The sequence below is a fragment of the Thioclava sp. SK-1 genome (assembly GCF_001705665.1).
GTDB lineage: Bacteria > Pseudomonadota > Alphaproteobacteria > Rhodobacterales > Rhodobacteraceae > Thioclava.
On sequence record NZ_MDHA01000051.1, the window covers coordinates 44,482 to 62,584 of the forward strand.

The following is an 18,103-nucleotide window of genomic DNA, read 5'->3' on the forward strand; positions in this document are numbered from 1 at the left end:
CCGCCGTTGGCGCGTGATAGGCAAAGTCATGACCCAAATCCCTTCCCGTGAACAAATCCTCGATTGGCTTGCCGATCATCCCGGTGCTTCGTCCAAGCGCGATATTGCCAAGGCGTTTGACGTCAAAGGCGCCGCCAAGATCGAGCTGAAAAAAATCCTGCGCGCGATGCAAGACGAAGGCGTCATAGAAAAACGACGCCGCAGCTTCCGTGACCGCAGCACATTGCCGCCGGTATCGGTATTGGAAGTGCTGCGCGCTGACAGTCTGGGCGATCTTTGGGCGCGGCCTGTGGAGTGGGATGGTGACACAGCCGAGCCGCTGATTTTGGTGATTTCCAAACCGGCCGATGCGCTGGGCGCAGGCGATCGAATTTTGGCGCGCGTTGCCCCGACACCGGATGCGCAATATGATTATGAGGCGCGACCGATCCGTAAGATCGGGGTGGCACGTCACGCCATCGTCGGAATTTTCCGCAAAACCGCCGAAGGCGGGCGGATCATGCCGATCGATAAGAAAAGCTCGGATAAGGAATGGCGGGTGCCGGCCGCCGCAACGGATGATGCCCGCGACGGTGAATTGGTCGAGGCAGAGCAGACCGGCCCCAAAGGCCGGATGGGCCTGCCTCAGGCACGCGTGATCGCCCGTTTGGGGGATCCTTCTGCCCCCAGGGCAGTATCGCTGATTGCGATCCATCAGCATGATATACCTGATGATTTTCCAGACGCGGTGGTCGCAGAAGCCGATGCTGCGCAGCCTGCCGACCTGACCGGGCGCGAAGATTTGACCCATATGCCCTTCATCACGATTGATCCCGCAGATGCGCGCGATCACGATGATGCCTGTTTGGTGGAATATGATGATGATCCCGACAATGAAGACGGGATGTTGATCTGGGTGGCGATTGCCGATGTGGCGCATTACGTCACGCCCGGATCCCAATTGGACCGCGAAGCGCGTAAGCGCGGAAACTCGTCCTATTTCCCGGACCGGGTTGTGCCGATGCTGCCCGATGTCTTGTCTGGCGATCTGTGCTCTTTGCACGAAGGTGTCACCCGTGCAGTGATTGCTGTGCGGATGAAAATCGACGCCGATGGTAATAAGATCAATCACCGTTTCTCGCGTGCGTTGATCCGCTCGGCCGCATCGCTAAGCTATGAACAGGTGCAGGCCGCCCAGGACGGTGCGCCAGATGCGCAATGTGAACCGTTGATGGATGACGTTATCGCCCCCTGCTATGATGCGTTTGCCGCATTAAGCCGCGCGCGTGTGATACGCCAGCCGCTGGAGCTGGACCTGCCAGAGCGCAAAATCGTTTTATCCGATGATGGCAAAGTGGCCTCGATCCAATTCAAAGACCGGCTGGACGCGCATAAGCTGATCGAAGAATTCATGGTTTTGGCGAATGTGGCCGCAGCAGAGGAATTGGAGCGGCTGAAACGCCCGCTGCTGTATCGTGTGCACGAAGAACCCAGTCAGGATAAGCTGGAAAACCTGCGGGAGGTCGCAGTTGCCTCGGGTTTTACCTTGGCCAAGGGGCAAGTGCTGAGAACATCGCATCTGAACCACCTGTTGGAACAGGCTGTAGGGTCGGAATTCAATGAATTGATCAATATCTCGACCCTGCGGACGATGACGCAGGCCTATTATTTCCCTAAAAACTTCGGGCATTTCGGCTTGGCGTTGCGGTCGTATGCGCATTTTACCTCGCCCATTCGGCGGTATTCTGACCTGATCGTGCATCGCGCGCTGATTTCGGGCCACCGCTGGGGCGATGACGGGCTAAGTGATTGGGATATCGAAAACCTGGAGGAGACCGCCAAACAGATCTCTGACACCGAGCGACGTTCGATGGTGGCAGAGCGCGATACGACAGATCGCTATCTTGCGGCCTATTTGTCCGAACGCGTTGGCAATGAATTCCGTGGTCGCGTGTCGGGTGTGCAAAAGTTCGGGCTGTTCGTTCGGCTGGATGAGACCGGCGCCGACGGGTTGATTCCGATCCGTTCGGTCGGGCGGGAATATTTCCATTTCGACGGCGACGCGCAGATGTTGATCGGCTCTGAAAGCAGGGTGCAAATTGGGGTTGGCCAGCGCGTGTTGGTGCGCTTGGCCGAAGCCACGCCGGTTACGGGTGGGCTGATGTTGGATCTGCTGGAGCTGGACGGAAAGGCAATTTCCCAAGGCGGGCGCGGTAAAGGCCGTGGCAAGGGCGGACCGCGTAAGATCGGTGCCTACAAGGCCAAAGCCAAGGCAAAAACCCGCACGGTTCAGCGCCGCCGATCAAAGTAGCCATTCAATTGGCAGCCAGCCCCCCATGATTACAACGGCCCTTTGCCACCAGCTGGTATAGGGCTCATGCGTCCAGACCTCATCGTGATCGCGTGTGCTGTTTTGCGCCGGTGCATCCTGGGCGGGGCTGTGCCAATGGATGCGCTGATTGTCGATTGACAGCCGCCATGCTGCGGAGGGGATAACCTTTTGAAAGCTGCTGTGCAGATCTTCTGCCCATTGCTTATCCTCAATCACAACGCCCATTTCAGTGTTCAAAAATAATGATCTGGGGTCAAAGTTGAAGGTGCCGATGAACACGGTCTGCATATCTACGGATAGAATCTTGGCATGCAATTTGTTCCGTGCAAAAGGCGATGTCCCGCGCCTGCGCCGACCAATCAGCCCACGGCGGAATTTCACCTTTTGGTCATTCACAAATTCATAAAGCTCGGCGCCGGCCTTTAGCAGCTTGCGCCGGTGTCCAACATATCCAGTGTGCACGATTGGTTGATCAGATGACGCCAGTGAGTTGGTCAAAACGCGTATCTTCACCCCATCTTTGGCAAGCCGGATCAGCTGATTGCGACCACGGCGTCCGGGAACGAAATAAGGGGAGATGATGTCGAACCGCTCTTTCGGGTTGCCCATCGCCATATGCAGGCTGGGGAACAGAAGTTTGCGGCGTTTTGCCCGGCCCAAAACCTTATTAGGCGGATCATATAATACGCTGACCTTGGCTTGGCGCAAACTTATCTGACCACTGCCCAGATCGGCCAAAACCGGGCTGTTTTTCAGCAGTTTCGCAAATGTCTTGGTGTCACTATGTTCCAGAACGGCCCGGCATTCTTCCTGACCCTTTTCACAGGCTTCATAAAGTTTGGGCGACAACAGCGCACGCGCCGGCCATGCCGGTTCACTGTTCCAGTAGCTTTCAAACTCTTCCTGCGCAGCCTGGGCACCGCTGCCGGCAACCAGCACGTCGAAATCCATGAACAGACCAATTTTCGACAGGTTATTGTAATATTCATTGCCAATGTTGCGCCCGCCCAGGACGGCGGCGCGGCCATCAATCACCAGCGCCTTATTGTGCATACGGCGATTGAGCCGGGTGAAATGCATCAGATAGCTAAGCGGTCGACACCACCGCATCGCGAAAGGATTGAACAGCCGAATTTCAATATTGGGATGGCTGTCTGCCCAAGCGATGCGCTGTTCTAACACTTGGGTGGCGTTATCGTCGAATAGCAGCCGGACCTTTACGCCCCGTTTTGCGGCCTCAACAATCGCGTGGAACATCAAATCGCCGCAGCTGTCCGCGCGCCACAAATAATATTGCGCATCAATCCGGTCCTGTGCCATTTCGATCAGCTTCAGCCGGGCGCCGAACGCATCCAACCCGTCGGGCAATGGGGTCAGGCCGCTTGTGGTGATGTCAGGCCAAAGGCGGGCTGCGGCGGTGTCATCGCGGGGGGCGGCGGCGCGTGTCTTGTCCATCTGCGGATGTCGGGGCAAGCGCGTGCACCAAAAGGCCAGCGCCCATGCTACAATTAGGACGATAAATAATGCATAAAGCATGGGGAACTCTCGGGCTGTGACGGGTGGTCTGAGACAGATCTAGCCCGACACGCCGAAAGAGAAAGCACGCAGTGGCAGAATGTGGCAGGGGGCGTGCACGCCCCCTGCTAAAGGCCAGTTTAGGCTTTTAAATTTGGGATGATCTGTTTTTTCCGGCTCATGATACCGGGCAGCACCACGGTGTCGCCGGTCACGTTGCAGCCGAATGACGCCTCGGCAATGGTTTTGACTGTGTCATTGGGGACCAAAAGCGTGGCTTCTTCGTTTAAAATATCGATAACAAACAGCAAAACCTCATTCGCGCCGTCTTCGTTGGCGACGCCGGGCATGGCCGCCATCAGCGCCTCTTTGCGATCCAGCACCATTTTTGGCGCTGTGGTTTCCAAAACCGAGACCCGCAGACCGGTCGTGCCGACCTTGTATTCCTTGGAATCCATCCGCAGCAGCTCTGTCTCGGTAAAGGCAGAGACATCGGATTTCGCTTCAAACATCTTGGTGGCAAGATCCGCGATATCGATGCCCAGGTCCTTGGCCAGCGCGTTGCATACAGCGCGGTCATGATCTGTGGTCGTGGGGGAGCGGAATTCCAGCGTGTCGGACAAAATACAGGCCAACATCGCACCTTTGATCCCGTCTGGTGCGTCTTTCAGATCGTCACCGATCAGGTCATGCATGATCGTGGCGGTGCAGGCCAATGGACGGATGGTAATGTCGATCGGGCCTTTGGTTTCCAGGCCGCCGACCAGTTTGTGGTGGTCGATAATGGCTGTGATATCAGCGCCATGGATGCCCTTTGGCAGCTCGGCAGGGTTATTGGTGTCAACGATAACAACCTGTTCACCTTCGGCGATATCTGTGATGATCTCAGGCTTGTCCAAGCCGAAATGGGTCAAAATAAACGCAGCTTCGGTGTTGGGTTCGCCCAACAAAACGGGCTGTGCGGGGACGCCTTTTACGGTGTTCAAATACCATGCCCAGATGATCGGAGAGCCGGTGGAATCGGTATCAGGGGCCTTGTGGCCGAAAACTTTCGTGGTCATGCGTGCCTCGAGTAGGAAATATTTTCAAATGGTCTTAGCGTGATAGCCGGGCTTTGTCACGCGGCGGCGCACAGATCGCACCTGTAGAAAGGTCGTGCCTAAATGGGGTCTGCGTGTAACGAAAAAGGCAGCCAATCTGGCTGCCTTGGAACATGAATTCAGCGCGCTTGCGCATATGTATGTGACGGGTCCAGCCCAGGTATCTTAAGCGCCGAGATCTGCCAGCCATCTTCGCGCAGCAGGTTCAGAACACCGTCTTTACCGGGCAGGTGCAGCGCACCCGCGGCCACGACAACCGGCCCCTCCCTCGCGGCGGCATCAATTGTGGCAATCCAGTCATGATTGCGTTTGTTGATCATTACCTCGCGGCCCAGTTCCATCTGGTGATCCACCTTCTCGGGGTCTTCACCCAAATCAAGCGATTGCTGGCGGTTGAATTCCCAGATCAACTGAATATCGCCGCGAGCATACAGATCGGCCATGGTCGCTGTGCCATCTTCGGACACTTCTGCATAGGCGATCGCGCCTTTTAACATGTCAATTTCATCTTCTTGCGGGATTTGTCCGAAGATTTTGAAGATCGTGTCGTATGGCTCTAACGAGCGAATCGCCAGATCGCGGGCCTGCGCCAATTTGATCACTTTTTTATCGACACCGCTGGCCCCGGCCTGCATCTGCGTTACGGCGCATACCGGGATCGAGAGGTTGGCGGCGACAAAAGCAGGCTGCATTTTCGCCAAAAGCGCACTTGGCAAACCGCGATCTTCGCCCAGCTTGCGCAGCGCCTGCCATTCCTCTTCATTCAGCATATCGGGGATCGAACCATCGGCCATAAACATCAATGACGGGTCCGACTGCATGGCGGCGGCCAATGCCTTTTCCTCTTTCGGGGCAGCTTCCACCAAAAGGGTCTTTGCCCGGTCCAGATAGGGTTTCAGCGCGGTAACAACATTGGCTTGGCGCGCATCGGGCACATGGTTGGTGCCCAGAATAGTCAGGAATTCGTCGCCACGTTTGGCCTGCCACAAAATACCCTGTGCATATGGCACGACATTCGCGCGTGCTTTGATGCGTTCTTGCTGGCCGACAGGCATTGCGTCAAACAGGTTGGAACCGTTGCACTTGGCCGATACGGCGGTCATGCCGCCCAGCCAAAGACTGACGATAACCAAAAGACGGATCATGAAAGTTCCTCCTTGGATCGTGTTCGTGGCAGCGTTGCACAACGTTTTCCACTATGGAATAGTTTCGCGCCATGATCGGCAAATTTCCGCGGATCATTGCGTAATACTTATGCGATCAGCACGACAATTCTGTGTCGCAGGGCCAGGGGCATTTCAAATCCACACTGTGCAGATGTATTTGGCGAAATTTTTTCCAACACGATCCTTGACAGACCTAGGGGCCGATGACTAACTCCCCAATCGTTAGCACTCGCCATTACTGAGTGCTAAAGAAATTCAAACCTGATATCTGAAGGTGACCCAAATGGCATTCAAACCGCTGCATGACCGCGTGCTGGTTAAGCGCGTCGAAAGCGAAGAAAAGACCAAAGGTGGTCTGATCATCCCCGATAGCGCAAAAGAAAAACCTGCTGAAGGCGAGATCGTTTCGGTTGGCGAAGGCGCGCGCAAAGACTCGGGCGAACTGATCGCACCGTCGGTCAGCGCAGGCGACCGCATCCTGTTCGGGAAATGGTCCGGTACAGAAATCACGCTGGAAGGCGTGGAGTACCTGATCATGAAAGAATCCGACATCATGGGCATTTTGTCGTAAGCGCCACGCGCCTACGACTGCCTCGATCGTCTTAATAAATATCAAGTCAAGGAGCCAACAACATGGCAGCCAAGGACGTAAAATTCGGCACCGACGCACGCAATCGCATGCTTAAAGGTGTGAATATCCTCGCAGATGCAGTTAAAGTGACGTTGGGCCCGAAAGGCCGTAACGTTGTTCTGGACAAATCGTTCGGCGCACCGCGCATCACCAAAGACGGTGTTTCTGTCGCCAAAGAGATCGAACTGGAAGACAAGTTCGAAAACATGGGCGCGCAGATGGTGAAAGAAGTTGCTTCGCGCACCAATGACGAAGCAGGCGACGGCACCACCACCGCAACAGTGCTGGCACAGGCCATCGTTCGTGAAGGCATGAAATCGGTTGCCGCTGGCATGAACCCGATGGACCTGAAGCGTGGCATCGACATCGCGACCCTCAAGGTCGTCGAAGCGATCAAAGCCGCATCGCGCCCGGTCAATGATTCCTCCGAAGTTGCTCAGGTCGGCACGATCTCCGCCAACGGTGAAGCGTCGATTGGTAAGCAGATTGCTGACGCAATGCAAAAAGTTGGCAACGAAGGTGTGATCACCGTCGAAGAAAACAAAGGCATGGAGACCGAAGTTGAGGTCGTCGAAGGCATGCAGTTCGACCGCGGCTACCTGTCGCCCTACTTCGTGACCAACCCAGACAAGATGATCGCAGATCTGGAAGACTGCCTGATTTTGCTGCACGAAAAGAAACTGTCGTCGCTTCAGCCGATGGTTCCTTTGTTGGAGCAGGTGATTCAGTCGCAAAAGCCGCTGCTGATCATTGCAGAAGATGTTGAAGGCGAAGCGCTGGCGACCTTGGTGGTCAACAAGCTGCGCGGCGGTCTGAAAATCGCAGCAGTCAAAGCACCGGGCTTCGGCGATCGCCGCAAAGCCATGCTGCAAGACATCGCGATCCTTACCGGCGGTCAGGTCATCTCGGAAGATCTGGGCATGAAGCTGGAAAACGTCGGCATGGATATGCTGGGCACCGCGAAAAAAGTCACCATCACTAAAGACGCGACCACCATCGTGGACGGCGCTGGCGACAAAGCGGAAATCGAAGCACGCGTTTCGCAGATCCGCACGCAAATCGAAGAAACCACTTCGGATTACGACCGTGAGAAGCTGCAAGAGCGTGTTGCGAAACTCGCAGGCGGCGTCGCAGTTATCCGCGTTGGCGGCATGACCGAAGTCGAAGTGAAAGAGCGTAAAGACCGTGTCGATGACGCGCTGAACGCAACCCGCGCTGCTGTCCAAGAGGGCATCGTTGTGGGTGGTGGTGTTGCGCTGGTTCAGGCCGCGAAGATCCTTGCCGATGTAACCGGTGAGAATTCCGACCAGAACGCAGGTATCGCCATCGTTCGCCGCGCATTGGAAGCACCGCTGCGTCAGATCGCTGACAACGCCGGTGTGGACGGTGCTGTGGTTGCAGGCAAAATCCGCGAGTCGGATGACCTGAACTTTGGCTTCAACGCACAAACCGAAGAATATGGCGACATGTTCAAATTCGGCGTGATCGACCCTGCCAAAGTGACCCGCACCGCGTTGGAAGATGCGGCCTCGATCGCAGGTCTGCTGGTAACCACCGAAGCAATGGTTGCTGAAAAGCCTGCCAAAGAAGGCGCAGCCGGTGGCGCACCTGACATGGGCGGCATGGGCGGAATGGGTGGCATGGGCGGCATGATGTAATCATCCGCTCCCACCTTCCGGGAGGCTTCGTGACCTCGGGCGTTGGTTGATCTGTCGCCCGATCCATCACGGGGCTGAAGATAGGGCCTGTCATGCGTTTGCGTGGCAGGCTTTTTCATTTGTATGATGTGCTGCAGCGGCACAGCCCCCATTGCCGTATTTAGGGGCAGGCCATGCGAAAACCCGCCTTGGCGGTGGCAAAGGCGGTGCATGAGATGAATATGCGGGTGAGGGGGCGGAGGCTGCTGTTGATCCGCGATCTGGGGCGGCTGGCTCAGCGCTGTCGCATTCGGTCCGGCGCAGGTGCTGAACGCGGCCCCTGATCGGTGACCGCGTCCAAGATAGTCTTACGACAGTTTTTCAGTCAGTTCTGGCACGGCATCGAACAGATCGGCAACCAGCCCGAAATCCGCGATCTGGAAGATCGGTGCTTCTTCGTCCTTATTGATCGCGACAATGACCTTGGAGTCCTTCATCCCGGCCAAGTGCTGGATCGCGCCAGAGATACCGCAGGCGATATACAGATCAGGTGCCACGACCTTACCGGTTTGGCCCACCTGCCAATCATTGGGTGCAAAGCCGGAATCGACGGCGGCACGCGATGCGCCAACAGCCGCACCCAATGTGTCTGCCAATTTTTCGATGATCGCGAAATCTTCTTCGGATCCAACGCCACGCCCGCCCGACACAACGATCTTTGCCGAGGTCAGTTCGGGGCGATCCGATTCTGCCACACGGTCTTCGACCCATGAAGACAGCGCCGTATCAGCAGCGGCTGCGCCTGCCTCAATCGGGGCTGCGCCGCCTGCCTGGGCGGCATCAAAAGATGCGGTGCGCACGGTCAAAACCTTGGTCGCATCTGCTGACTTGACGGTTTGCACTGCGTTACCCGCATAGATAGGGCGTTCGAACGTGTCGGCATCCACCACGGCGGTGACATCAGACAACACCATCACATCCAGAAGGGCTGCAACGCGCGGCAGCACGTTCTTGGCGCTGGCGGTCGATGGGGCCACGATATGGGTGAACCCGGTCGCAACCGAGACGATCAGCGCGGCCAGCGGCTCTGCCAACCCATGCGCATAGGTTTCATCATCTACATTGATGACCTTGGCAACGCCGTCAAGCGCGGCCACAGGCGCGGCATCCACGCCCACACCGGCCACCAGAACGGTGACATCGCCAATCGCTTTGGCGGCAGTCAGCGCCTTTGCGGTGGCGTCCAGTGCGACGGTCGCACCCGAGACTTCAGCAATCAGAAGAACAGACATTATACGGCCCCCGCTTCTTTGAGTTTCGCGACCAGCTCATCAACCGATGCGACCTTGATCCCGGCCGAACGGCCTTCGGGCTCTGCCGTTTTCACGACCGACAGGCGCGGCGTGACATCGACGCCGTAATCTTCGGCGGTCTTGCTGTCCAAAGGCTTTTTCTTTGCCTTCATGATGTTGGGCAGCGACGCGTAACGTGGTTCATTCAAGCGCAGATCTGCGGTGACAATCGCGGGCAGCTTGACCTTGATCGTTTGCAAACCACCGTCAACTTCACGGGTGACCTGGGCCTCATCGCCCATCACCTCAACCGCCGAGGCGAAGGTCGCTTGCGACCAGCCCAGCAATGCAGAAAGCATCTGGCCGGTTGCGTTCATATCGTTATCAATGGCCTGCTTTCCGGCCAAGATCATGCCAGGCTGTTCTTCTTCGGCAATTTTAGCAAGGATTTTCGCAACGGCCAGCGGCTCAATATCCTGATGGATATCCTCAGCGGCAACCACAAGAATCGCGCGGTCTGCACCCATCGCAAGGGCGGTGCGCAGCACATCCTGCGCTTGTTTGACGCCGATCGACACAACGACGATCTCTGACGCCGCGCCTTTTTCCTTCAGACGGATCGCTTCTTCTACAGCGATTTCGTCGAATGGGTTCATCGACATTTTGACATTGGCAAGATCGACACCGGAGCCATCCGCCTTGACGCGGACTTTCACGTTGTAATCGATCACGCGCTTGACGGGGACGAGTACCTTCATCAGCGTGTTCTCCCTTAATTTCGGGCCTCAAATGACCCAGAATTCGTGCTCTCGGCAATTTTGTTACAATGCCGCAGCTGCAAAGGACAGGGCAAAATCGACCCACCTTGGTCTTACAACGTCACGTTTGACGGTTGAATCGCGCCCTGCGATGATTTTTTGCGCCTTAACGATTGGCGCCCGGAACCCAAAGCACATCAGATGTCCCTAGGTCATTTGCGATCCGGCTTGCGGCAAACAGCCAATCCGACACGCGGTTTAAGTATTTGACGGCCCAAGGGTTAATTTGTTCTGCAGCCTGTAGCGCGACCGCATGGCGTTCTGCGCGCCGTGCCACCGTGCGTGCCAGGTGCAAATGCGCAGCCAATGCGCGGCCACCGGGCAGGATGAAGCTGCGCAACGGATCGACCTGTGCGGTCATCGCGTCGATTTCATCCTCCAACCGGCGGGTTTGCGGTTCAATCATGCGCAGCACCGGGTAACCGGCCTCGTGATCTTTGTCGATATCGGGCTTGGCTAAATCCGCGCCCAGATCGAACAGGTCGTTTTGGATGCGCGTGATCTGATCGAACAGGGTGCCATCGGCGTGCAACCGCGCCATGCCCAATGTCGCGTTCAGCTCATCCACGGTGCCATATGCCTCGACCCTTAAGGCATTTTTGGGCACGCGGGTCCCGTCCGACAGCGCGGTATCTCCGCCGTCCCCGGTGCGTGTGTAGATTTTGTTCAGAACGACCATGTCGCCTCCTTAACCAGCTGTCCTGAGCCAGACAAATAGCAGGATTAGCACGATGGCAACCGCCTGTGCCGCGATCCGCAGCCGCATCAGCTTATTCGCGTGGCGTTTGTTGAATGTGCCACCCTTGGCAAAACCGCCGATACCGATGACCAAAATGATAAGCACCGCAAAACTGGCGGCGGCGACCACATAAAAAAGTGGATCGTTGCGCATGATATGTCCCCTCGCTCCCTGTCAGTAGACATAGCCGGGGCGCGGCGCGGGGCGAAGCGATTTTTGTGATTTTGGCGGCTTTGTCGTAATGTGCGGGCCGTTACGCTATGCGAAAGCGCCGCGCAGGGGGCATCGAACCCCCTGCGCGGCGGTCGGGCCTGCGGCCCTTCGGTGTGGGTGTCAGCCTTTGGCGCAGAGCCAATCCAGCGCGCGTGAGGGCAAAATCCGGCGCGCCGCACCCATAAGATGGGTCAATGTGGTGACGTAATAACGCGGTTTGGGCGTGGGGGAGTGCAGCGCGCGCAGGATCTGTTTTGTTACCGCAGAGGCTGGGAGTTCAAACGGATCCAGCCCGTTTTTTGGCGCATAAAGCCGTTTTATCAGGCTGTTTTCATATTGCGCCCGGCGTGGCGAAGCCTGCCAATTGATCCAGCGTTCAAATGGTGGCACTGAATTGGCGCGGATTTTCGAGGTGATTGGCCCAGGTTCGATCAAAACGATATGAATGCCGGTGTCACGCATTTCAACGCGCAGGACATCCGTCAGCCCCTCCAGTGCGTATTTCGATGCGACATAGGCGCCGCGCCATGGTGCGGGGACGATGCCCAAGACCGAGGAGCATTGTAAAATATGGCCTGCACCATTGGTTCCCTGGCCGCGCATATGCGCGATGGCGCGGCGTGTCAGATCATGTAAACCGATCAGATTGGTTTCCAGCACAGCCCTAAGCGCCTCGGTCGGGAGATCCTCCACCGCGCCGGGGCAGGCAAAAGCGGCATTATTATACAGCGCATCCAAACGGCCATTTGCGCGACTAAGCGCCTCGTTGAAGCCGGTTTCAATAGAGGCGGGATCAGCCATATCCAGGACGAAACTGATCAGTCCTTCCCCCTGTAACCGGGCGCAATCGGCGGGGTTGCGACAGGTGGCAAACACCGTCCAACCAGCCTTTTGCAGCCCATGCGCTGCATCATAGCCGATGCCCGAGGAGCATCCCGTGATCAAAATCGTTTTGGTCATAAATGCCCCTGTATCGCCACTGTATCCTGAGATCGGGGATAGGCCAGGGGCGCGGCCGGGGCAAGCGCGGTTAGCGAACCGGCGTCAAGAAGCGTTTGGCCACCCAGCCCTCGGTGCCGTCGCCTTCGATACGGATCTTGGCCCAGCCGCCATTTTCGGCCACCAGCAACACATCATCGCCGCGCGAAAGGCGGTCAACGCGTCCGTTTGACGTGCCGGGACCGGAGCGCACATTTAGCCCATTGGCAGACACTTGCCACAACGTGCCACCGTCCAGCTTGGTGGGTTGCGCGATTCTATGTTCGGGTGAAATGATTAGTTTGGGGCCAACAGTGGCGCGCGCGGTGATGCGCGTGATCGCGGCCTTTTCAGCCGAGACGGGCAGGGCAACCGGATCGCTTTGGGCCGCGGTAATCGCCTTTGCCGTCAGCAATGGCTGTGCAACGGTTGCGGATTGCGAAACTTGAGGCGCGCTTGGCGTCGCGGCATCTGCCTGAAAGCTGGCCAATTCTTCGGGCGACATATCGCGCCCGGCAATGACCATAGTGACAAACAATACCGCAGACGTGGTGACGACAAGTTTCAGCATCCGAAATCCTCAGATTTAAAAAAGGCGCGCAAAAATCAACAAGTAAATAACCTACTTTTGATCTGCCTCTTTCTCACCAACGCGTCAACCTTCGTTATGGTTTCGTGAATACAAAAAAATCCATCTGGACCGGGCGGGCGGCGCGCTTTATTCCAATCTGTATGAGCGAGCATGAAAACGACAATCCGACCTCCCTTTCGACCGAGCCGTTAAGCCGCGCGATCGGTGAGCGATATCTTACATATGCCCTGTCTACGATCATGCACCGTGCTTTGCCCGATGCGCGTGATGGGCTGAAGCCGGTTCACCGGCGAATCCTATATGCCATGCGAGAGCTGCGGCTGACCTCCACCGGAGGGTTCCGCAAATCTGCGAAAATCTCTGGCGATGTGATGGGCAATTATCACCCGCATGGGGATATGGCGATCTATGACGCTATGGCGCGTTTGGCGCAGGATTTCGCCATGCGCTATCCGTTGGTCAATGGTCAGGGGAATTTTGGCAATATTGATGGCGATAATCCTGCGGCATCACGCTATACCGAAGCGCGTATGGCCGCCCCGTCTGAAAGCTTGCTGGAAGGGCTGGCCGAAAACGCAGTGGATTACCGCCCCAATTATGACGGCACATTGGAAGAGCCGGTGGTGCTGCCCGCCGCTTTTCCCAATCTGTTGGCAAATGGCTCCAGCGGTATTGCCGTGGGTATGGCGACGAATATCCCGCCGCATAATTTGGATGAGCTGGTCGACGCCTGCCTTGCGATGATCAAAAAGCCCAGTATTGACGATGATGCGCTGGTGGAAATGGTGCCGGGTCCGGATTTCCCGACAGGCGGTATCATCGTGGAGCCAAAGGATAATATCCTTAGTGCCTATCGGACAGGGCGCGGTGCATTCCGTTTGCGCGCCCGGTGGGAGCGCGAAGATCTGGGCCGTGGACTGTGGCAGATTGTGGTAACGGAAATTCCGTATCAGGTGCAGAAATCCAAGCTGATTGAGCGTCTGGCAGAGGTGATTCAAACCAAAAAAGTCCCGGCCCTGGCCGATGTGCGTGATGAATCCGCCGAGGATATTCGCATCGTTCTGGAGCCCAAGTCGAAATCCGTTGAGCCTGAGATGCTAATGGGCATGTTGTTCAAAAGCTCGGATCTTGAGGTTCGGTTTTCGATGAATATGAACGTGCTGATCGACGGCCGGGTGCCGAAGGTCTGCTCGCTCAAAGAGGTTTTGCGGGCGTTTTTGGACCATCGCCGTGAGGTTCTGTGCCGTCGCAGCCAGCACCGTCTGGATAAAATCGCGCATCGGCTTGAGGTGCTGAACGGCTATATCATCGCCTATCTGAACCTTGATCGGGTCATTGAGATCATCCGAACCGAGGATGAGCCCAAGCCCGCGCTGATGACGGAAAACTGGGCTGTAACAGATGGTGATGCGTTTTTCCTAAGTGAAACGCAGGCCGAAGCGATCTTGAATATGCGGTTGCGCAGCTTGCGCCGCCTTGAAGAGATGGAGCTGCGGCAAGAGCGCGAAACCCTGATGGCCGAACGCGCGGATCTGACAGAGCTGTTGGAGAGCGAGCCATTGCAGTGGAAAAAATTGTCGGGTGAATTGCGCGATATTCGCAAGAAATTTGGCAAGGCCGCCCCGGGTGGGGCGCGGCGCACGGGCTTTGCTGAGGCCGGCGAAGTGGAGGATGTCCCGATTGAGGCGATGATCGAACGCGAACCGATCACCGTCATCTTGTCGAAAATGGGCTGGGTTCGTGCAATGAAAGGACACAATGCCCTGGATGCCGAGGTCAAGTTCAAGGACGGCGATGGTCCGGGCTTTGTGATCCATGCGGAAACAACGGACCGGATCGTGATGCTGGGTGCAAATGGCCGTGCCTATACGATTTTGGGGGCCAACCTGCCCGGCGGGCGCGGTATGGGCGAGCCGGTGCGCCTGATGGTCGATATTCCTAATGAGGTGGAAATCACCCATGTTCTTCTGCCCAAAGGAGGGGAGAAATACCTGCTGGCGTCGACCGCAGGGGATGGGTTCTTGTGCCCGGGCGAAGAAATGATCGCCCAGACCAAATCAGGTAAGCAATTGCTGAATGTGCGCGCGCCGGTCCGCACGGCTGTATGCCATAAGATCAATGGTGACGCGATCGCGGTTGTGGGCGAAAACCGCAAGCTGTTGATATTTGGTATTGATGAGCTGCCAGAGATGTCCAAGGGCAAAGGCGTTCGTTTGCAGAAATACAAAGATGGCGGGTTGTCAGATGCGCGCAGCTTCGTATTGGATAATGGGCTGATGTGGAAAGATCCCGCGGGCCGCACCCGCACTGTGTCGCGCGAAGATCTGGCAGAGTGGCGGACCAAACGGGCTACAGCGGGCCGGATGGCACCACGCGGCTTCCCGCAAGACAACAAGTTCAACTAATGCAAAAGGCGGCCGCAAAGGCCGCCTTTTTTAAGCTCACTCGACGAAAAATCGTTTAGGCATATAGCGATACAACGCCCAGCTTTTCATGAATGTGATTGACCGATTGTTGGTCCATGCCAAGCGCTTGTGCCAGGGCATGCAGATAATCAGCCTCTGCCTGATCGTCCAGATCAATCGCCATGACCGACACGGTATAGGCCTGCGCCTCTAATCCCGGGGGAATGGCTTTGGCCAAGCCCTCTACATCGACGGGCGCGGCCAACTCTTGCTCCACAAAGGCGACTTCTTCGGCTGTGGCATTGCCCAGATGGTCCATCAATGTCGCTTGTTCTTTCGCATCGATCTTGCCGTCGGCCTTGGCTGCCTGGATCATCGCCTTGAGCAAAATCGCCGCAGCAAGGTTTTGTGTGGGGTTTGGTGGCTTGGCCGGTTCACCATGGTTTGAAAATGCTGCGTTCAGCTCTTCCCCGAAGGACCGTTCGGACGTGGCGCGTTGGGCCGGTGTGCCGCCCAAAGATTTGGCCGCGCCAGTCGCGCCCAGACCCGCAAGCAATGCACCCAGGCCACCTTTGGCCCCGCCCATATCGCGCGACAATTGCCCCAAGACACCGCTGAGCCCGCCATTGGTCTGCGACCGCGTGCGCACCTTATTACTGCTGCCCACGGATTCCAGCAAATCCCCTAGACCTCCGCTGCGCTGGTTCACGGCATTCTTCTTGCCCCCTAGAAGATCCCCAACCATGTCCGTCAGCCCGCCAGATGATTGACGCCCTAAAAGCCCACCGCCAGAGCCTTTAGCGCCTTTGGCAAGGCTAGATGCCCCTTTCGCGATGGCAATTCCCATAGCGACCTTTGCCAGCGTTCCCATAAACGACATGCGTTCCTCCTCGGGGTTTAGCGCGTTTAATCTATAGCTTAGCGCGTCTTTCGTTATACGTCAGGACGTAAATCCGTGAAACCTTGGTGAAGTTCCCAAGGATGTGCCCGGATTCACGCGATGCTGCTTGTTTGGGCAAAGAAACGCCTACCATGCGTCGATTTTCAGCCAGACGCCGCCCTTGGGGCGCAGGGTCAAGATCAGCTCAGGTTTGGGGTGGCGGTCTGGATCGGCGATAAACCGATGTCTGGCCAATAGGGTGGCAAGGATCAGCGCAACTTCTTGCATTGCGAAACCCGCGCCGATGCAGATGCGTGGCCCGGCGCCAAAGGGCAGAAACGCAAAGCGGTCATGGTGCGGGGCGGCAAAGCGCTGGGGGCGAAACATGTCGGGAGCCTCCCAAAGCGCCTGATGGCGGTGCAAAGCGTAAATCGGCAGCATAATGGTATCACGAGGGCGGATTTCGCGGCCCAGAATTTCATCCGCAGTGCGGGCGCTGCGTGACAGGAAAGCAGCCGGGGGGTAAAGGCGCAATGTCTCAAGGATGATGTGTTCGATCAGGGGCATTTTCGGCAGGTCTGCAACCGTCGCCACGCTGTCTCCTAAAGCAGCAACGGCTTCGTCATGCGCGGCGGCCTGAATCTGCGGGTCAAACGCGCACAGATAAAGCGCCCATGCCAGCGTCAGGGCAGAGGTTTCATGACCGGCCACGATAAAGGTCAGCAGATTGTCGCGCAGCTGGTCGCTGTTCAATGTCTGGCCTGTTTGGGGGTCCTTGGCGTCAATCAACAGATCCAAAAGATCACTGGCCTGTGCGTGGCGCGTGCGAATTCTGCGGGCAATCGCGGCGTCGGAATGCGCCTTGAGCGGTTTGACGACATCGCGTGTCAGCAGGCGTTCGGGCCGGGGGATAAAGCCGGGCACACCCAGCAAATCGAACAATGATATCTTGGCCGTTTGTGCGATATAGGTGTCGATGGCGCGGTGCAGGGCGCGGCGATCCAGTCCGTCATCTGTGGAAAATGTCACTTGCGAAATAACCTGAAACGTCGTGGCCACCATTTCGTCAAACAGGTCGATCGTTTCCCCCTTGCGCGCGGCAATCCGGTCTGATGTGGCCTGTGCGGCCATCTGCATGATCGGCGCGAGCCCCTCTATGTTGCGGGTAGCAAAGACGGGCGCTGCGGCACGGCGCTGCCATCGCCACGGCGCACCCTCTGTAACAAACAGGCCCTTGCCCACGGCGGGACCAAGGATCAATTTGGTCACAAGCGACTTCGGATAATCCTCGACCCGGGTTTTCAGCACATGGCGCAGCGCGTCGGGGTCCATCAGCATGTGCCATCGCGCCCCGGTACGGCCTGAAATGACGGGGGCCTGTGTGGCCATCTGCGGGATCAGTTCCAGCACATTGCGACGCCCGGCGCGAAGCGATCCCAATATCCCCAGCGGGTGCCGGGCTAAGGGAACTTTCACAGGCTGATTGGGATCATGTGCGATGGGGCTTGCAGCAAGGTGTTTCATGTTGCAAGCCTAACGCGCGGAATGCACATTCGCGAACCGCGAAAATACGATGTGGGCTTGATTTTTTCTGATGGGAGAAATATCTAGCCCGCGATATTGACTCGGGCCGTGCGTTGGCCCCCCAAAATTAGAGGCGTCCCGCGAGATGGCAAAGGCAAAGTTTGAACGTAACAAGCCGCACGTCAACATCGGCACGATCGGCCACGTTGACCACGGTAAAACCACGCTGACGGCAGCGATCACCAAATATTTTGGTGACTTCAAGGCATATGACCAGATTGATGGCGCGCCAGAAGAGAAAG

The 18,103-nt window shown here is 57.0% G+C and carries 17 protein-coding genes; 6 read left to right on the forward strand and 11 right to left on the reverse strand.

Features of this window, described 5'->3' with window-relative positions; translation table 11 throughout:
* Positions 1-28 precede the first annotated feature (28 nt).
* Positions 29-2,290 (forward strand): ribonuclease R, encoded by a 2,262-nt coding sequence (gene rnr, locus BFP70_RS12470; protein ID WP_066011992.1) that lies wholly within the window; start codon positions 29-31, stop codon positions 2,288-2,290.
* Here rnr and BFP70_RS12475 read toward each other — a convergent pair.
* The 3 genes from BFP70_RS12475 to BFP70_RS12485 form a co-directional block, all read right to left on the reverse strand.
* A complete protein-coding gene (locus tag BFP70_RS12475) occupies positions 2,282-3,766 on the reverse strand; it encodes a phosphatidylserine/phosphatidylglycerophosphate/cardiolipin synthase family protein (RefSeq protein WP_176715561.1) in 1,485 nt (494 codons plus the stop codon). The two genes, rnr and BFP70_RS12475, sit on opposite strands and share 9 nt — an antisense overlap.
* 200 nt (positions 3,767-3,966) lie before the next feature.
* A complete protein-coding gene (locus BFP70_RS12480; RefSeq protein WP_066011994.1) occupies positions 3,967-4,887 on the reverse strand; it encodes a manganese-dependent inorganic pyrophosphatase in 921 nt (306 codons plus the stop codon).
* Between the two features lie 158 nt (positions 4,888-5,045).
* A complete protein-coding gene (locus BFP70_RS12485; RefSeq protein ID WP_066011995.1) occupies positions 5,046-6,071 on the reverse strand; it encodes a TraB/GumN family protein in 1,026 nt (341 codons plus the stop codon).
* 304 nt (positions 6,072-6,375) lie between these two features.
* On the opposite strand from BFP70_RS12485, the gene BFP70_RS12490 reads away from it, so the two are divergent.
* From BFP70_RS12490 to BFP70_RS21075, 3 genes are all read left to right on the forward strand, one after another.
* Complete coding sequence (locus BFP70_RS12490) at positions 6,376-6,663, forward strand: co-chaperone GroES (RefSeq protein WP_066011996.1); 288 nt, start codon at positions 6,376-6,378, stop codon at positions 6,661-6,663.
* Positions 6,664-6,725: 62 nt separating this feature from the next.
* Entirely contained in the window at positions 6,726-8,381 is a 1,656-nt protein-coding gene (groL, locus tag BFP70_RS12495; RefSeq protein WP_066011997.1) for a chaperonin GroEL, read from the forward strand.
* 173 nt (positions 8,382-8,554) lie between these two features.
* Entirely contained in the window at positions 8,555-8,704 is a 150-nt protein-coding gene (locus BFP70_RS21075; protein WP_176715562.1) for a hypothetical protein, read from the forward strand.
* A 24-nt stretch (positions 8,705-8,728) separates the two neighbouring features.
* On the opposite strand, the gene BFP70_RS12500 is transcribed toward BFP70_RS21075, so the two are convergent.
* From BFP70_RS12500 to BFP70_RS12525, 6 genes are all read right to left on the reverse strand, one after another.
* Entirely contained in the window at positions 8,729-9,652 is a 924-nt protein-coding gene (locus BFP70_RS12500; protein ID WP_066011998.1) for an electron transfer flavoprotein subunit alpha/FixB family protein, read from the reverse strand.
* Positions 9,652-10,410, reverse strand: a complete 759-nt coding sequence (locus BFP70_RS12505; RefSeq protein ID WP_066011999.1) for an electron transfer flavoprotein subunit beta/FixA family protein — start codon at positions 10,408-10,410, stop codon at positions 9,652-9,654. The genes BFP70_RS12500 and BFP70_RS12505 overlap by 1 nt, the downstream gene beginning before the upstream one ends.
* Positions 10,411-10,576: 166 nt before the next feature.
* Positions 10,577-11,149 carry a cob(I)yrinic acid a,c-diamide adenosyltransferase gene (locus BFP70_RS12510; RefSeq protein WP_066012000.1) on the reverse strand — a complete coding sequence of 191 codons (573 nt, stop codon included), beginning with the start codon at positions 11,147-11,149 and terminating at the stop codon, positions 10,577-10,579.
* 9 nt (positions 11,150-11,158) lie between these two features.
* Positions 11,159-11,362: a twin transmembrane helix small protein gene (locus tag BFP70_RS12515; RefSeq protein ID WP_066012001.1), complete on the reverse strand. Its 204-nt coding sequence runs from the start codon at positions 11,360-11,362 to the stop codon at positions 11,159-11,161.
* A 180-nt stretch (positions 11,363-11,542) separates the two neighbouring features.
* Positions 11,543-12,382 carry an SDR family NAD(P)-dependent oxidoreductase gene (locus tag BFP70_RS12520; protein WP_066012002.1) on the reverse strand — a complete coding sequence of 280 codons (840 nt, stop codon included), beginning with the start codon at positions 12,380-12,382 and terminating at the stop codon, positions 11,543-11,545.
* Positions 12,383-12,452: 70 nt separating this feature from the next.
* Positions 12,453-12,971, reverse strand: coding sequence for an SH3 domain-containing protein (locus BFP70_RS12525; RefSeq protein ID WP_066012003.1), 519 nt, complete (start codon positions 12,969-12,971; stop codon positions 12,453-12,455).
* 161 nt (positions 12,972-13,132) lie between these two features.
* Here BFP70_RS12525 and parC point away from each other — a divergent pair, with 161 nt between their 5' ends.
* Positions 13,133-15,397 carry a DNA topoisomerase IV subunit A gene (gene parC / locus BFP70_RS12530; RefSeq protein WP_066012004.1) on the forward strand — a complete coding sequence of 755 codons (2,265 nt, stop codon included), beginning with the start codon at positions 13,133-13,135 and terminating at the stop codon, positions 15,395-15,397.
* 55 nt (positions 15,398-15,452) lie between these two features.
* Here parC and BFP70_RS12535 read toward each other — a convergent pair whose 3' ends face one another.
* Entirely contained in the window at positions 15,453-16,277 is an 825-nt protein-coding gene (locus BFP70_RS12535) for a tellurite resistance TerB family protein (RefSeq protein WP_066012005.1), read from the reverse strand.
* 147 nt (positions 16,278-16,424) lie between these two features.
* Complete coding sequence (locus BFP70_RS12540) at positions 16,425-17,801, reverse strand: cytochrome P450 (RefSeq protein ID WP_066012006.1); 1,377 nt, start codon at positions 17,799-17,801, stop codon at positions 16,425-16,427.
* Between the two features lie 145 nt (positions 17,802-17,946).
* Here BFP70_RS12540 and BFP70_RS20350 point away from each other — a divergent pair.
* The coding region (locus BFP70_RS20350) for a GTP-binding protein (protein ID WP_255356699.1) at positions 17,947-18,103 on the forward strand (157 nt) is incomplete at its 3' end.

What these genes read in the sequence shown, in the direction of transcription:
- rnr (WP_066011992.1), top strand. Translation starts at nt 29, where the DNA reads ATGACCCAAATCCCTTCCCGTGAACAAATCCTCGATTGGCTTGCCGAT.
- BFP70_RS12475 (WP_176715561.1), bottom strand. Translation starts at nt 3,766, where the DNA reads ATGGACAAGACACGCGCCGCCGCCCCCCGCGATGACACCGCCGCAGCC.
- BFP70_RS12480 (WP_066011994.1), bottom strand. Translation starts at nt 4,887, where the DNA reads ATGACCACGAAAGTTTTCGGCCACAAGGCCCCTGATACCGATTCCACC.
- BFP70_RS12485 (WP_066011995.1), bottom strand. Translation starts at nt 6,071, where the DNA reads ATGATCCGTCTTTTGGTTATCGTCAGTCTTTGGCTGGGCGGCATGACC.
- BFP70_RS12490 (WP_066011996.1), top strand. Translation starts at nt 6,376, where the DNA reads ATGGCATTCAAACCGCTGCATGACCGCGTGCTGGTTAAGCGCGTCGAA.
- groL (WP_066011997.1), top strand. Translation starts at nt 6,726, where the DNA reads ATGGCAGCCAAGGACGTAAAATTCGGCACCGACGCACGCAATCGCATG.
- BFP70_RS21075 (WP_176715562.1), top strand. Translation starts at nt 8,555, where the DNA reads ATGCGAAAACCCGCCTTGGCGGTGGCAAAGGCGGTGCATGAGATGAAT.
- BFP70_RS12500 (WP_066011998.1), bottom strand. Translation starts at nt 9,652, where the DNA reads ATGTCTGTTCTTCTGATTGCTGAAGTCTCGGGTGCGACCGTCGCACTG.
- BFP70_RS12505 (WP_066011999.1), bottom strand. Translation starts at nt 10,410, where the DNA reads ATGAAGGTACTCGTCCCCGTCAAGCGCGTGATCGATTACAACGTGAAA.
- BFP70_RS12510 (WP_066012000.1), bottom strand. Translation starts at nt 11,149, where the DNA reads ATGGTCGTTCTGAACAAAATCTACACACGCACCGGGGACGGCGGAGAT.
- BFP70_RS12515 (WP_066012001.1), bottom strand. Translation starts at nt 11,362, where the DNA reads ATGCGCAACGATCCACTTTTTTATGTGGTCGCCGCCGCCAGTTTTGCG.
- BFP70_RS12520 (WP_066012002.1), bottom strand. Translation starts at nt 12,382, where the DNA reads ATGACCAAAACGATTTTGATCACGGGATGCTCCTCGGGCATCGGCTAT.
- BFP70_RS12525 (WP_066012003.1), bottom strand. Translation starts at nt 12,971, where the DNA reads ATGCTGAAACTTGTCGTCACCACGTCTGCGGTATTGTTTGTCACTATG.
- parC (WP_066012004.1), top strand. Translation starts at nt 13,133, where the DNA reads ATGAGCGAGCATGAAAACGACAATCCGACCTCCCTTTCGACCGAGCCG.
- BFP70_RS12535 (WP_066012005.1), bottom strand. Translation starts at nt 16,277, where the DNA reads ATGTCGTTTATGGGAACGCTGGCAAAGGTCGCTATGGGAATTGCCATC.
- BFP70_RS12540 (WP_066012006.1), bottom strand. Translation starts at nt 17,801, where the DNA reads ATGAAACACCTTGCTGCAAGCCCCATCGCACATGATCCCAATCAGCCT.